The organism is Burkholderia sp. MSMB2157WGS (assembly GCF_001532755.1).
Classification (GTDB): domain Bacteria; phylum Pseudomonadota; class Gammaproteobacteria; order Burkholderiales; family Burkholderiaceae; genus Burkholderia.
Window position 1 is genome coordinate 115,756 of the sequence record NZ_LPJG01000030.1, and the last position, 13,794, is coordinate 129,549.

Here is a 13,794-nt window from a genome sequence, read left to right on the forward strand (position 1 = left end):
CCAGGAGACCCGCATGCCGCACGGCGCCCCGCAGTTTCTCGCTCCCGCTTCCATTTCCGTCGATCCGATCGTGCGCCTGTCGGCCGGCGAGCTCGCGTCGGCGATCCGCGGCAAGGCGGTCTCGTGCGTCGAGACGATGCGTGCGTATCTCGATCACATCGAGCGCGTGAATGGCGCGGTCAACGCGATCGTCGCGCTGCGCGAGCGCGATGCGCTGCTGGCGGAAGCCGCGGAAAAGGACGCGGAGCTGGCGCGCGGCGAGTACCGCGGCTGGCTGCACGGGATGCCGCAAGCGCCGAAGGATCTGGCGATGACGAAGGGGCTGCGGACGACCTACGGTTCGCCGATCTTCCGCGAGAACGTGCCGCAGGCCGACTCCGTCGGCGTCGCGCGAATGCGCGCGGCCGGCGCGATCTTCATCGGCAAGACCAATACGCCCGAGTTCGGGCTCGGTTCGCACACGTTCAACGAGGTTTATGGCGCGACGCGCAACCCGTACGACCTGACGAAGAGCGCGGGCGGCAGCAGCGGCGGCACGGCGGCGGCGCTCGCGTCGCGGATGCTGCCGGTGGCGGACGGCAGCGATTTCGGCGGTTCGCTGCGTAATCCGGCCGCGTTCTGCAACATCTACGGTTTCCGTCCGTCGCAAGGCCGCGTGCCGCGCTGGCCGGGCGTCGACGTGTTCGTGCAGCAGCTCGGCATCGAAGGGCCGATGGGCCGCACGGTCGGCGACGTCGCGCAACTGCTCGCGATCCAGGCCGGCTACGACCGCAACGATCCACTGTCGCTCGCGGAAGATCCGGCGGCGTTCGCGCAGCCGCTCGACGCGGATCTGCGCGGCAAGCGCGTCGCGTGGGTCGGCGACTGGAACGGCTATCTCGCGACCGAGGCCGGCGTACTCGCGCAGTGCGAGCATGGGCTGGCGACGCTGCGCGAGATCGGCTGCGACGTCGATGCGGCGCTGCCGGCGTTCGCGCCCGACCGGATCTGGCGCCTGTGGCTCGCGCACCGGCACCTGCTGTCGGGCGGTGGGCTGCTCGCGCACTATCGCGACCCGGCGCGGCGCGCGCTGCTGAAGCCCGAGGCGATCTACGAGGTCGAGGGGTTGCTCGCGATGCAGGGCGCGGCGGTGTTCGACGCGAGCGTCGAACGAACCGCGTGGCATCAGGCGGCGCTGAGCTTCTTCGATCGTTACGACTTCATCGCGGCGCCGACCGCGCAGGTCTTCCCGTTCGACGTCGACCAGCGCTGGCCGAAGGAGATCGCGGGCCGCGCGATGGACACCTATCACCGCTGGATGGAAACGGTCGTGCCGTGGACGCTGGCCGGCTGCCCGGTGATCAACGTGCCGGTCGGTTTCAACGACGCGGGCTTGCCGATGGGGATGCAACTGATCGGTCGTCCGCGCGCCGATCTCGCCGTGCTGCAGCTTGCGCACGGCTACGAGCAGGCGGCCGACTGGGTGGCCCGGCGGGTGCCGGCGTGGATGGCAGCGTAATACCGCGGCCGGCAGGCAGCCCGTAAGCCGGGCGCGAAACGGGTGACGAAACGGGCGGCGACGGGCTGCCCGTTTCGTTTGCATTGCTCGACGCGAAGCGCGCGGCGGAAGCGTTGCGTCGCGTCGCCGGCGCAGGCCGGGGCTGGCGTCCATTGATGCAACCGGAGAAAGAATCGCGGGACGTGCGCGGCATCGCGCGGCAACCGCACGGGAATCTGCGCGACGGGGCCTGTCGGCCGCCGAATTGCAAGCGGCGGCGTGGCCCGATTTCGTTTCGATGTGTTTCAGTCGTTGCGGCGGCGCGCGACGCGCTTCGACAATATCGCCTCGATCATTCGGGCACGAGGGAAACACATGAAGCACATTCGCGCGACGGGCCGGCATCTGGCCTCGGCAGGCATCGCGTTCGGCATCCTGGTGAGCGGCGCCGCGCACGCGCAGCTCGACCTGCAGTCGATCGGCGCGTCGCTGCTCGGCGGCGGGCAGCAGCAGGCCGCGCCTGCGCAGGGCGGTGTCGCGCAGTTGCTGCAGGCCTATGTCGGTGCGAACCAGCAGGTGCTGAACGGTCAGTCGTCGCTCGCGTCGGCGATGGGGCTGACGGGGGCGGCCGGACAAGCGCAGCAGGCCGCGAGCCAGCTGTCCGGCGGCGATGCGCTGTCGCCGGCCACGCTGTCGCAGATGGGCGGCGCGCAGCAATCGGTGTCGCAGGCGCTCGGCCAGGCATTCGCGAGCGGCGGCGCCACGCACGGCCCGATCGACAAGCAGGCGTTCAGCAACGGCCTCGCGTCGCTGGGGCAGGGCCTCACGCAGTATTCGCAACTGCAGTCGGGGCTCGGCACGCTCGGTTCGACGAGCGCGGCGTCGCTGCTGCAATCGGGCCTGAATCCGCAGAACATGCAGGCCGCGTCGTATATTGCGCAAAGCGCGCCGGGCCAGTTGCAGTCGCTTGCCGCGACGCTCGGCCAGGCCGTGCAGTTCGCGACGAGCCAGGGCATTTCGGTGCCGTCCGTCGCGTCGTCCGCGCTGAAGCTGCTGCCGTAACGCCGCGGGCAGGCGTGCGCGATGCGGTGGCCGGCATCGTGCGCGCCGGCGACGAACCATGGCCCCGCACAACATGGGGATTTCGCGCGATGCTATCGTGGCGTGTTCCTTCATCGGTGCCGGTTCTCATGACTGACTCGTTCGACCTCTCGCGCTATTTCTCCCGCATCGGCTACGACGGCCCGGCCGAACCGACGCTGGACGTACTGCGTCGGCTGCATTTGCTGCATCCGCAGGCGATTCCGTTCGAAAACCTCAATCCGCTGACCGGCGCGCGGGTCGCGCTCGACCTGCCCGCGCTCGTCGACAAGGTGATCGAAGGCCGGCGCGGCGGCTACTGCTTCGAACTCAACAAGCTGTTCTACACCGCGCTCACGACGATCGGTTTTCGCGTGACGCCGCTGATCGCGCGCGTGCGCTGGATGCGGCCGCCCGAGATCGTCACCGCGCAGACGCACATGCTGCTGCGCATCGATCTCGACGGCGCGACGTGGCTTGCGGACATCGGCTTCGGCAGCGCGACGCTGACCGCGCCGCTGCGGTTCGTGCCGGGCGAGCGGCAACTGACGCCGCACGGCGCGTTTCGCGTGATCGATGCGCCGGTCGATGGCGAATTCGACATGCAGTTCGAGATTCCCGACGGCTGGCAGACGACCTACCGCTTCTCGCTGAAGCCGGCCGAGTGGATCGATTACGAAGCCGCGAACTGGTTTACGTCCACGTATCCCGAATCGATCTTCGTGAACGACCTGATCGCGTGCCGTGTGCTGCCGGACGGCCGCGCGGCGTTGCTCAACACCGTGCTGACGCTGCGCGACGCGGCGGGAGCCGGGCGCACCGTCACGTTCGACGATGCCGCCGACTGGGCGGCGTGCCTGCGCGACACGATCGGCATCGATACGGCGGGATTCGATCTCGACGCGCTGTTCGCGCGGCTCGCGGCGCGCAGCGCGAAGTAACGCGGCCGGCCGATATCCGACGGCGGCCCCCTCGGCCCTTTCGCCGCTGCCGTCGGTTGACTTTTGCTAGTTTGCTAGCATACTAGCAACCATGACCGACGAAGAAGTGAAGCAATTCAACGTGTACTTGCCGCTGAGTCTGATCCGGCAGGTCAAGCATCGCGCCATCGAAACGGAGCAGTCGCTGTCCGCGCTGGTGGCCGACGCATTGCGTGCATATCTGGCCGCTCCGCGACCGGGGGCCGGGTCATCCAACAAGGAGGAGTGACATGTCATCCGAGCGAATCGAAGCCGTGTACCTGACCACGCACAACTGGGGCAAGTCGGCGAAGTTTTTCCAGGCGCTGGGCTTCACGCTGGAGTTCGAAACCGATCATCAGTCAGGCCAGTTGCGCAGCGGCGACGGCCCGTTCCTGTTCATCGCCGAGGTGCCGGCGAGCGAGACGCCCGACATGCAGGTCGTACTCAAAGTCGCCGACGAGCAGGCCGTGCAGCCGCAGCCGATCGTCGACGTCGTCACGCCGTTCGAGGACACGCACTGGGGCACGCGCGACATGACCGTGCGCGATCCCGACGGCCGCGTATGGCGCCTGCAGGCGCCGGGCAAGCCCGGTGCATGAGGGGACGACGATGACCGACCGCCATCAGGATGCTCCCGACAGCACCGCCGAGCGCGTCGCGCTGTGGCGCGCGCTGCACGTCGAACTCGACGAGCCGCCGCACGTGCTCGCCGATGAAGTCGGCCTGCGTCTGCTCGCGCCGCGGCCCGGCTGGCAGCAGCGCGGCGACATGGATCAGCGCTTCACGCGGCCGTTTCGTGCATCGATCGTCGCGCGGGCGCGCTTCATCGAGGATCTCGTCGTCGACGAGGCCGCGCGGGGCGTGAACCAGTACGTGATCCTGGGCGCGGGCCTCGACAGTTTCGTGCAGCGCCGGCCCGAGATGGCGTCGCGACTGACCGTCTTCGAGGTCGATCCGCCCGCGCCTCAGGCGTGGAAACGCCGTCGCCTGACCGAACTCGGCTTCGGCGTGCCGGACTGGCTGCGCTTCGTGCCGGTCGATTTCGAAGCGAAGCAGTCGTGGCGCGACGCGCTCGTGCGGGCGGGCTTCGATGCGGACAAACCGGCGGTCGTGGTGTCCACCGGCGTGAGCATGTACCTGACGCACGAAGCGAACGTGGCGGCGTTGCGCGAGGCGGCGGCGCTCGCGCCGGGCTCGACGTTCGCGATGACCTTCCTGCTGCCGCTCGAGCATGCCGATCCGGACGTGCGCCCGGGTCTCGAAATGGCCGCCAAGGGCGCGCGCGAGAGCGGCACGCCGTTCATCAGCTTCTTCACGCCGGCGCAGATTTGCGCGCTCGCGACGCAAGCCGGCTTCACGCGGGCCGAACACGTGTCGGCGGCGGATCTCACGCGCCGCTATTTCGCCGATCGTACCGACGGGCTGCGCCCGCCGAATCGCGCAGAGGAACTGCTCGTCGCGACGGTGTGACCGCCGCGTGCCGCGCGTGCGAGCTTCACGCGCGTTCGAGCACCGCCATCTCGCGCACGACCACGAGCAGCACCGCGAGGCTGGCGCCGCCCGACGCGCGCAGATCCGCGAGCAGGTGCTCGTAGCGCGCGAGCGCGGTCTCGCGGCGCGCGCGCCACGCGCCGACGATCGTGTCCGGCGTGGTCGAATCCGGCGATTCCGCGAGCGCGCTGGTCGCGAGCGTGCGCTTGAGCCGCGCGACTTCCGCGAGCGCGGCCGCGCGCGCGAGCATGTCCCAATGCGTCGGCGTCGGCAGCGTGGCCGCGCGTTCGCCGATCCACCCGTAGTTGAGCAGCGTGCCGAGCGAGAAGTAGACGCCCGCGACCAGTTCGAGACTGCGATGGCAGGTCGCGGCCACTTCGGCGATGTCGAGCAGCGCGGCCGAGATGTCGCCGCTCGCGACGCGCCCGGCAAGCGCGGCGTCGACGCCGGCATCGACCAGCACGCGTTGCCGCTCGGACAGCGCATCGAGATCGTCGGCCGGCAGCAGCGACGGCAGTTGCGGTGCGATGCGCTGCACCGCGTCGCGGCAGCGCGCGATCAATCCGGCGACGCCGCCGTCGGCCACCGCCCCCGACTGCAGATGCCGCAGGAACCACAGCGCCGCGCGCTCCAGCAGCCGCGCGACGTCGACGAACATGCGCGCCTGCACGTCGTCGGCGACGCGGTTGTCGAGCGCGTCGATGTCGCGCCATACCGCGTCGAGGTCGAACACGTCGCGCGCCATGATGCACGCACGGACGATGTCGCCGGGCTTCGCGTCGGTCTCCTCCATCAGCCGGTGCACGAATGCGCAGCCGACGCGGTTCACGAGCGCGTTGGTCAGGTGCGTCGCGAGAATTTCACGGCGCAGCGGATGGCGGCGCATCGGCTCGCTGAAGCGCTGTTGCAGCGGCTTCGGAAAATAGTCGACGAGCATCGCGGCCACCAGCGGATCCTCCGGCACGTCGGATTCGAGCAGCGCGTCGTAGAGCCACATCTTGCTGTACGCGAGCAGCACCGCGCGTTCCGGCGACGTGAGGCCGAGCTTCGCGGCTTGCCGCTCGGCGACTTCGTCGTCGGTCGGCAGGAATTCGATTACGCGGTTCAGGCGGCCCGCGCGTTCGAGCCAGCGCATCAGGCGGGCCTCGGCGTCGAGCAGTTCGACCGCATGGCGGCCCGCGATCGACAGCGCCTGCGTCTGGTAGTAGTTGTCGCGCAGCACGAGCAGCCCGACTTCGTCGGTCATCTCGGCGAGCAGCGCATTGCGCTGCTTCTCGGTCATCTCGCCGTCGGAGACGACGAGCCCGAGCAGGATCTTGATGTTGACTTCGTGATCCGAACAATCGACGCCGGCCGAGTTGTCGATCGCATCGGTGTTGATGCGGCCGCCGCGCTGCGCGAACTCGATGCGGCCGAACTGCGTGCAGCCGAGATTGCCGCCTTCGCCGACGACCTTGCAGCGCAGGTCCGCGCCGTTCACGCGCACCGCGTCGTTCGCGCGGTCGCCGACCTGCGCATGGGTTTCGCGCGCCGCCTTCACGTAGGTGCCGATGCCGCCGTTGTACAGCAGGTCGACCGGCGCCTGCAGGATCGCGCGGATCAGCTCGGTCGGCGGCAGCGCGTGCGCGTCGATGCCGAGCGCGGCCTGCACGGCCGGCGACAGCGGGATCGTCTTCGCGGTGCGCGGATACACGCCGCCGCCCGGCGAAATCGCGGCCGCGTCGTAGTCGGCCCAGCTCGAGCGTTCGAGCGCGAACATGCGCTGGCGCTCCGCGAAGCTCGTCGCCGGGTCGGGGTTCGGGTCGAGGAACACGTGCCGGTGATCGAACGCGGCGACGAGCCGGATATGCGGCGACAGCAGCATCCCGTTGCCGAACACGTCGCCCGACATGTCGCCGATGCCGACCACGGTGAAGTCGGTGGTCTGCGTGTCGACGCCCATTTCGCGGAAGTGCCGCTTCACCGATTCCCACGCGCCGCGCGCGGTGATCGCCATCTTCTTGTGGTCGTAGCCGACCGAGCCGCCGGACGCGAACGCGTCGTCGAGCCAGAAGCCGTATTCGTGCGAGATCGCGTTCGCGTAGTCGGAGAAGGTGGCCGTGCCCTTGTCGGCGGCGACGACCAGGTACGGATCGTCGGGGTCGTGGCGCACGACGTCGGGCGGCGGCACGATCGCGTTGCCGGCGAGGTTGTCGGTGAGGTCGAGCAGCCCGCGCAGGAACGTCTGGTAGCACGCGATGCCTTCGCGCATCCATGCTTCGCGATCGCTCGGCGGCGGCGGGTTCTTCACGACGAAGCCGCCCTTCGAGCCGACCGGCACGATCACGACGTTCTTCACCATCTGCGCCTTCATCAGCCCGAGCACCTCGGTGCGGAAATCCTCGCGGCGATCCGACCAGCGCAGGCCGCCGCGCGCGACGCGCCCGCCGCGCAGGTGCACGCCCTCGACACGCGGCGAATACACCCAGATCTCGAACATCGGCTTCGGTTCGGGCAGGCCGGGCACCTTCGCCGGATCGAACTTGAACGACAGGTACGGCTTCGATTCGCCGTTCGCGTCGGCGAGGAAGTAGTTCGTGCGCTCGGTCGCGTTGATCACGCCGAGGAACTGGCGCAGGATGCGGTCCTCGTCGAGGTTCGGCACCTGGTCGAGCGCGCCTTCGATCGCCTTCAGCAGCCGCTCGGCCTGCACGTCGCGCGTGTTGCCGATGTGCGGATCGAAGCGCAGCAGGAACAGCTCGACGAGTTGCCGCGCGATCGCCGGATTGCCGGTCAGCGCGCGTTCGATATAGGCGTCGCTGAAGGTCGAGCCGACCTGTCGCAGGTATTTCGCATACGCGCGCAGGATCGTCACTTCGCGTGCGCTCAGGTGCGCGCGCAGCACGAGACGGTTGAAGTCGTCGTTCTCGATCCGGCCGCTCCAGATCCGGTCGAACGCATCCTCGAACAGGCCTTTCACGCGCTCGATGTCGAATTCGGTGTCGTCGGCGAGCTCCAGCCCGAAATCGTGTACCCACGCATGCGCGGCGTCCTGCGTCTGGATCCGGTATGGCCGCTCCTCGTCGACGCGCACGCCGAGGTGTTCGAGCATCGGCAGGCTGCGCGACAGCGCGATCGGGTCGCCCGCGCGATACACCTTGAAGCGGAACGCGCGCGGCTCGGCCTCGATCGGCCGGTACAGGTTCATCGCGAGCTGCCCGGAATCCTTCACGCGCTCGATCAGCTCGATGTCGCGCACGGCCGTGCGCGCCGGATAGTCGTCGCGATAGCCGGCCGGGAACGATTCCGCGTAGCGCTGCAGCAGACGGTTGCCTTGCTCTTCGCCGAAGGCGTCGAGCAGCGCGTCGGCGAGATCGTCCTGCCAGCGGCGCGTGACCTGCACGAGCCGCGTTTCGAGCTCGCGCGTGTCGACGTCGGGCATCGTGCCCGGTTCCGCATGCACGACGAAATGAATTCGCGCGATTGCCGATTCCGACAGCAGCGGCGTGAATTCGACGTTCACGCCGTTGTACGCATCGACGAGCAGCTTCGCGATGCGCCGGCGCAGGTCGGTGTTGTACTTGTCGCGCGGCACGAACACGAGGCACGACACGAAGCGGTCGAAGCGGTCGCGGCGCACGAACAGGCGCGTACGCTGGTGTTCCTGCAGGCGCAGGATGCCGAGCGCGATGTCGTAGAGCTGGTCTTCGTCGGCCTGGAACAGTTCGTCGCGCGGATAGGTTTCGAGCACCGTCACGAGCGACTTGCCGAGATGCCCCTTCGGCAAGAAGCCCGCGCGCCGCAGGATGTTCGCGCACTTGCGGCGCACGATCGGGATCTCGGCGGTCGACACCATGTATGCGGTCGACGTGTAGAGCCCGATGAAGCGACGCTCGCCGGCGACCTTGCCGTCGGCGCCGACGAGTTTCACGCCGACGTAGTCGAGATAGCCGGGGCGGTGCACGGTCGCGCGCGAATTCGCCTTGGTCAGGAAGATCGGCCACGCGCCGGTGATGATGTCGGCGGCGGCTTGCGGCAGCGGCGTCACGTCGGGCGCATCGGACGTGCGCAGCGATTCGCGCAGGATGCCGAAGCCCGAGCCCTCGATGCCGCGCAGGCCGAAGCCCGTGCCGTCGGATACGAGCGCGTAGTCGCGCTGACCGAGGAACGTGAAGTGATCGGCGACCATCCATTCGAGGAACGCGCGCGCCTCGATGTCCTCCGCGGTCGATTCGCGGGCTTTCATGTCCTTGATCGTCGCGCGGGCGATGTCGACGATCTTCGGCCAGTCCTCGACCGACGCGCGCACGTCGCCGAGCACCCGCGCGATGTCCTCGCGCAGCGTGTCGAGCAGCGCGGCGTCACCGCAGCGGTCGACTTCGAAATGGATGAACGACGCGAGTTGCGACTGGCTGTCGCTGGAGGTCGCGCCACCCGCGTCGACCCGCTCGATGCCGCCGCCGGCGCCGCGCCAGATGCGGAACACCGGATGCAGCGCCGAATGCAGCGCGAGCCCGAGACGGTTGACGGCCATCGTCACCGAATCGACGAGGAACGGCATGTCGTCGTTGACGATCTCGATCACCGTGTGGTCGGAATGCCAGCCGTGCTGTTCGAGGATCGGGTTGTACACGCGCAGGCGTTCGCTGCCGGGCACGAACTTTTGGGCGGTTTGCCAGTGCGCCATCGCGGCGCCGTACAGGTCGGCGATGCTGCGGTTCTGCAGATCGTCGGCGTCGACGAAATCGTAGTAGTGACGCAGGAAAGGCTCGACGATCCGGAACGTGGCTTCGGGCAGCCGAGCGCGCGCGAATTCGACGACGTCGGAGAGCAGGTGTGCGACGACTTCCTCGTTCTTCGCTTCCATGGCGGTCTCCGTCGGGTGGCCATTGGCTGCTGCGTCTGTCCGGCATTATGCGCCGATTGCGTGACAAAGCGATGTGCGGGTGCACAATGGCGGCGGGCGTGAGGCGCCCGCATGCAGTGGCCGTCGCGGGCATCCCGCGGTGCAACGTTCAGCGCAGGGCGTGCGGCGCCGAAGCGACGCTGCCCTCGGCGCTCAGCGCTCGTCGCTCCACAGCTTCCCGGCCGTCGCCCAGTTCTCCTTCTTCACGTCGGTCAGGATGATATCGACCGAGCCCGGCGCGCAGCCGAGCGTTTCGCACGTGACGCGCGTGATTGCTTCGACGAATGCGCGCTTCTGGTCGACGGTGCGGCCTTCGAACAGCTGGATATTGAAAGTCGGCATGACAGATGCTCCGGTTGGGATTGAACGATTGACGATGAACGATTCGGTCGGGTGCGCAGGCAACGTCAGTCGCGATACGACGGATCGATCCGGTCGAGCCGGCGCAGCAGCGCCGGCCATTCCAGTTCGCCTTCGATCGCGCCGCCGTCGCGCAGTTGTTCGGCGGTGCGCTCGGCGACGTCCGGCTCCGGCAGCACGAGCGGCCCGCCGCCGGCCTGCGCGCGCACCTGGATGTCGCACGCCTTGATCAGCGTATCCATCAGCACATAGGCTTCGGCGACGGTGCGGCCGACCGTCAGCGTGCCGTGATTGCGCAGCAGCATCGCGGATTTCGCGCCGAGGCTCGCGGTCAGCCGCATGCCTTCGGCCGGCGAGAACGCGAGTGCTTCGTAGTCGTGGTACGCGAGATCGCCATGAAAACGCAACGCATGCTGCGACGCCGGCAGCAGCCCGTCGCGCTGGATCGACACGGCGATGCCGGCCGTATTGTGCAGATGCATCACGCAGACGGCGTCGGCGCGCGCGGCGTGCACGGCCGCATGCAGCGCGAAACCGGTCACGTTGACGGCGTGCTCGCCGCCGCCGATCCGCTGGCCGGCCAGGTCGATCTTCACGAGGTTCGATGCGCAAACCTCGTCGAACGTCAGGCCGAACGGGTTGATCAGGAAGTGGTCGGGCTCGCCGGGCACGGTCGCGGACAGATGCGTGTAGATCAGGTCGTCCCAGCCGTTCAGCGCGACGAGGCGGTACGCGGCGGCGAGGTCGACGCGCAGCCGGCGCTCGGCGTCCGAGATCGGGCCGCCGGGCTTCACGGTATCAGGACGGTGTGCGAACGACATCGGGTTCTCCGAGGGTGAGGCGGCGCGCGACGGCCACGGTCACCCACGACGCGAGCGCGAACGGGGCCGTGAACATGGGGATGCCCGCGCGCATCGCGAGCCATTGAATGAGCGCGGCGAGTGCGGCGGCCGCGAGCGCCGCACGCGGCCCGCGCGACATCAGTGCGAGCGCGGCGAGCGCGCCGTTGAAGCCGAGCAGGCCGCCGGCGAACGACGCGCCGCTTGCGCCGAGCGCGACCAGCAGCACGGTCGACACGGCCGCGCCGCCAAGCGCGAACGCGGCCGCGCGGCGGGATGCGACGGCGAGGCCGGCGACGACCAGCACGCCAGCCCATGCGCCGTGCGCGAAGGTCGTCTGGGCGACACCCGACAGCAGCGCGTCGGTGATGGAAGCCGGTGTCAGCGTCGGGCTGGCGGTCGCGCCGTCCGCATGCTGCAACGCGATGAACGGGAACCACAGCGCGGTGACGGCCAGGCACGGGCTCGAATACGGGCACTGGCGCCAGCGGGCGAGCGACACCCGCATCGCGCGTTGCAAGAGCGCCGCGCCAATCGCCGCCAGCGGCACCAGCGCGACGGCGGCGAGTGGATGGGGCGCGAACAGCACGGCGATCAGCGCGGCCAGCGCGCCGTTGAAGCCATGTAGTCCCTGTTCGACGTCGCGGCGCTCGGCGCCCGTCAACACGGCCGTCATGCTGGCGGCGGCCGAGCCGACCAGCGCCGCGCACGCGAGCCGCAGGTCGGTCAGCGCGAGCGCGGTGAGCAGCAGCGTGCCGGTCAGCGCGTTCGCCTGCAGCACGACCTGCCCGATGCCGCGCAGCAGCATGCGCAGGTCGATCGGCGGCGAGGCAGGGCGGGCGGTAGGCATGATGGCGGCGGAACAGGATGAGCCGCGAGCATAGGACACAATCCCATGCACCGGAATAGGGAATTCTGGATAGTCGGGATTTGTGGTCGGTGCCCTGAAATGGGGCGTGACAGGTGTGTATTTGGATGTTTGTTAGCGTTTTAGCGAGCTTTATACGGTTTGTTAACATATTCGCGCCATTGCTATCGTTTTCGCTCGAGCTAGCGCGTTAATGTTTTCGTGTGGGATCGTGGAATTGTCAGTTCGAGGATGAGCACAGAGCGGCGCGAGTCGTGGAAGCTATCCGGTCAGCGTTCGAGGGGCCGGACGTAGACGTCGAACGCAAATGACGCACGCTGGACTCTTTGACGGTAGCATTCTCGATTGCCGGGATTTGCGCGACGATGCCCCGCAATGGGGAAACCGGGAGGCGGAACGATGCGTGAAGTGCGATGGGCGTCGCTCGAAGGCGACGGGGTCGAACATCTGACGTTCGACCGGCGCGGCGGCGCGATCGTCGTCGAAAGCGCGGTGGTCGGCCAGCGGTACGGTCGCGCGTATGGGCTCGCGTATCGCGTCGAATGCGACGCGCAATGGCGCGTGACTTACGCGGTGCTCAAGGTGATGGGCGGCGGCACGCTCGAATTGCACGGCGACGGCGCCGGGCATTGGCGCGACGGTTCAGGCCGCGCACTGCCGGAACTGGAGGGTTGCATCGACATCGACATCGCGGCGACGCCGTTCACGAATTCGCTGCCGATCGGCCGCCTCGGGCTCGCGCGCGGCGAGCGGCGGCCGATCGACGTCGCGTACATCTCGACGCCGGACCTGACCGTCAAGCCGGTCAAGCAGGCTTATGCGTGCATCGAGCCGGGCCGCCGCTATCGCTACGAAGGGATCTTCCGGAATTTCACCGCGGAGATGGACATCGACGACGACGGGCTCGTCGTCGATTACGAGACGCTGTTCAGACGCCTGCCGGCACCGCCGACGGCGCGCTGAACCGCGGCGTTCGTCGCCGCCGGCCGCTCCTGCGCGGACGCGAAGCGGTCGATCCGCGATGCGATCATGTCCGGGTGACGCAGCACGATCCAGTGCGTGCCGTCGATTTCCTCGCGCACGTGGTCGCCGAGCCAGCGATCGAGGTCGACCGACATCTCCGGCGTCACGTAGCGGTCGCGCATCGGCACCAGGATCTGCACCGGCGCCTGCGCGTACCGCTCCCGCGGCCTGCGGGCTCGCGCGAGAAAATTCGCGCGGTACATCTGCATCCCGTTCAGCGCGTTCTTCAGTTGCACGGGATCGCGCTCGGCGCGCACGCGTTCGGTGAGCTGGAGCCAGCGCGGCCACAGCGCCGCGCCGCCGAGCCGCCATACCAGCGACGGCACGAGCGGCAGGTGGAAGAACGCGATGTACCACGACTTCAGGCTCTGCTTGACGCGCATCTTCGCGCGGAACACGTGATCGAGGCACGGGCCCGAGATCGACGTGTACGACGCGATGCGGCCGCGGAACGCGGGATCGGTCACGGCTTCCCAGCACTGGATCGAGCCCCAGTCGTGGCCGACCAGGTGGAACGGCCGGCCGCCGCAGGTCGCATCGGCCACTGCCTTCAGGTCGCCGGCGAGCCGTTCGAGCGTGTAGTTGGCACGGCGGCGCGGCGCATCCGATGCACCGGCGCCGCGCACGTCGTATGCGATCACGCGGTAGCGTTTCGCGAGCCGCGCGCGGATCGGCGCCCACACGGCCGCCGAGTCGGGATAGCCATGCACGAGGATCAGCGGCGGCGCGCGACGCGAGCCGCTTACGTAGACGGCGAGTTTCACGTCGCCGGACCGGACGGTCAGCATCTCGTGAGCGCGCGCCATGGC

At 68.7% G+C, this 13,794-nt stretch carries 12 protein-coding genes; 7 read left to right on the plus strand and 5 right to left on the minus strand.

Annotated features, from left to right (window positions below; genetic code table 11):
* Nucleotides 1-13: 13 nt before the first annotated feature.
* The 6 genes from WT53_RS19140 (at nucleotide 14) to WT53_RS19165 (ending at nucleotide 4,989) form a co-directional block, all read left to right on the plus strand.
* Entirely contained in the window at nucleotides 14-1,498 is a 1,485-nt protein-coding gene (locus tag WT53_RS19140; RefSeq protein WP_034204598.1) for an amidase, read from the plus strand.
* 354 nt (nucleotides 1,499-1,852) lie between these two features.
* Nucleotides 1,853-2,539, plus strand: a complete 687-nt coding sequence (locus WT53_RS19145) for a hypothetical protein (protein WP_034204599.1) — start codon at nucleotides 1,853-1,855, stop codon at nucleotides 2,537-2,539.
* 128 nt (nucleotides 2,540-2,667) lie between these two features.
* Nucleotides 2,668-3,498 carry an arylamine N-acetyltransferase gene (locus WT53_RS19150; protein WP_034204600.1) on the plus strand — a complete coding sequence of 277 codons (831 nt, stop codon included), beginning with the start codon at nucleotides 2,668-2,670 and terminating at the stop codon, nucleotides 3,496-3,498.
* Nucleotides 3,499-3,589: 91 nt separating this feature from the next.
* Nucleotides 3,590-3,766, plus strand: a complete 177-nt coding sequence (locus WT53_RS19155) for a ribbon-helix-helix protein, CopG family (protein WP_034204601.1) — start codon at nucleotides 3,590-3,592, stop codon at nucleotides 3,764-3,766.
* 1 nt (nucleotide 3,767) lies between these two features.
* Nucleotides 3,768-4,118: a glyoxalase/bleomycin resistance/extradiol dioxygenase family protein gene (locus WT53_RS19160; RefSeq protein ID WP_034204602.1), complete on the plus strand. Its 351-nt coding sequence runs from the start codon at nucleotides 3,768-3,770 to the stop codon at nucleotides 4,116-4,118.
* Between the two features lie 10 nt (nucleotides 4,119-4,128).
* The gene (locus tag WT53_RS19165) at nucleotides 4,129-4,989 is read left to right on the plus strand and encodes a class I SAM-dependent methyltransferase (protein ID WP_034204603.1); all 861 of its coding nucleotides are present in this window, start codon (nucleotides 4,129-4,131) and stop codon (nucleotides 4,987-4,989) included.
* A 25-nt stretch (nucleotides 4,990-5,014) separates the two neighbouring features.
* On the opposite strand, the gene WT53_RS19170 is transcribed toward WT53_RS19165, so the two are convergent.
* The 4 genes from WT53_RS19170 to WT53_RS19185 all read right to left on the minus strand — a co-directional run bounded on the left by WT53_RS19170 (nucleotide 5,015) and on the right by WT53_RS19185 (nucleotide 11,944).
* Nucleotides 5,015-9,856: an NAD-glutamate dehydrogenase gene (locus WT53_RS19170; RefSeq protein WP_060261091.1), complete on the minus strand. Its 4,842-nt coding sequence runs from the start codon at nucleotides 9,854-9,856 to the stop codon at nucleotides 5,015-5,017.
* Nucleotides 9,857-10,048: 192 nt separating this feature from the next.
* Nucleotides 10,049-10,237: a 4-oxalocrotonate tautomerase gene (locus tag WT53_RS19175; protein ID WP_006487223.1), complete on the minus strand. Its 189-nt coding sequence runs from the start codon at nucleotides 10,235-10,237 to the stop codon at nucleotides 10,049-10,051.
* 65 nt (nucleotides 10,238-10,302) lie between these two features.
* Nucleotides 10,303-11,076 (minus strand): class II aldolase/adducin family protein, encoded by a 774-nt coding sequence (locus WT53_RS19180; RefSeq protein WP_034204605.1) that lies wholly within the window; start codon nucleotides 11,074-11,076, stop codon nucleotides 10,303-10,305.
* Nucleotides 11,054-11,944, minus strand: a complete 891-nt coding sequence (locus WT53_RS19185; protein WP_034204606.1) for an urea transporter — start codon at nucleotides 11,942-11,944, stop codon at nucleotides 11,054-11,056. Before WT53_RS19185 ends, WT53_RS19180 begins: the two co-directional genes overlap by 23 nt.
* A gap of 417 nt (nucleotides 11,945-12,361) precedes the next feature.
* Here WT53_RS19185 and WT53_RS19190 point away from each other — a divergent pair, with 417 nt between their 5' ends.
* Nucleotides 12,362-12,925 (plus strand): putative glycolipid-binding domain-containing protein, encoded by a 564-nt coding sequence (locus WT53_RS19190; RefSeq protein WP_034204607.1) that lies wholly within the window; start codon nucleotides 12,362-12,364, stop codon nucleotides 12,923-12,925.
* Here WT53_RS19190 and WT53_RS19195 read toward each other — a convergent pair.
* On the minus strand, nucleotides 12,877-13,791 hold the full coding sequence (locus tag WT53_RS19195; RefSeq protein ID WP_060261094.1) for an alpha/beta fold hydrolase: 915 nt from the start codon (nucleotides 13,789-13,791) through the stop codon (nucleotides 12,877-12,879). The genes WT53_RS19190 and WT53_RS19195 overlap by 49 nt on opposite strands.
* Nucleotides 13,792-13,794: the final 3 nt, after the last annotated feature.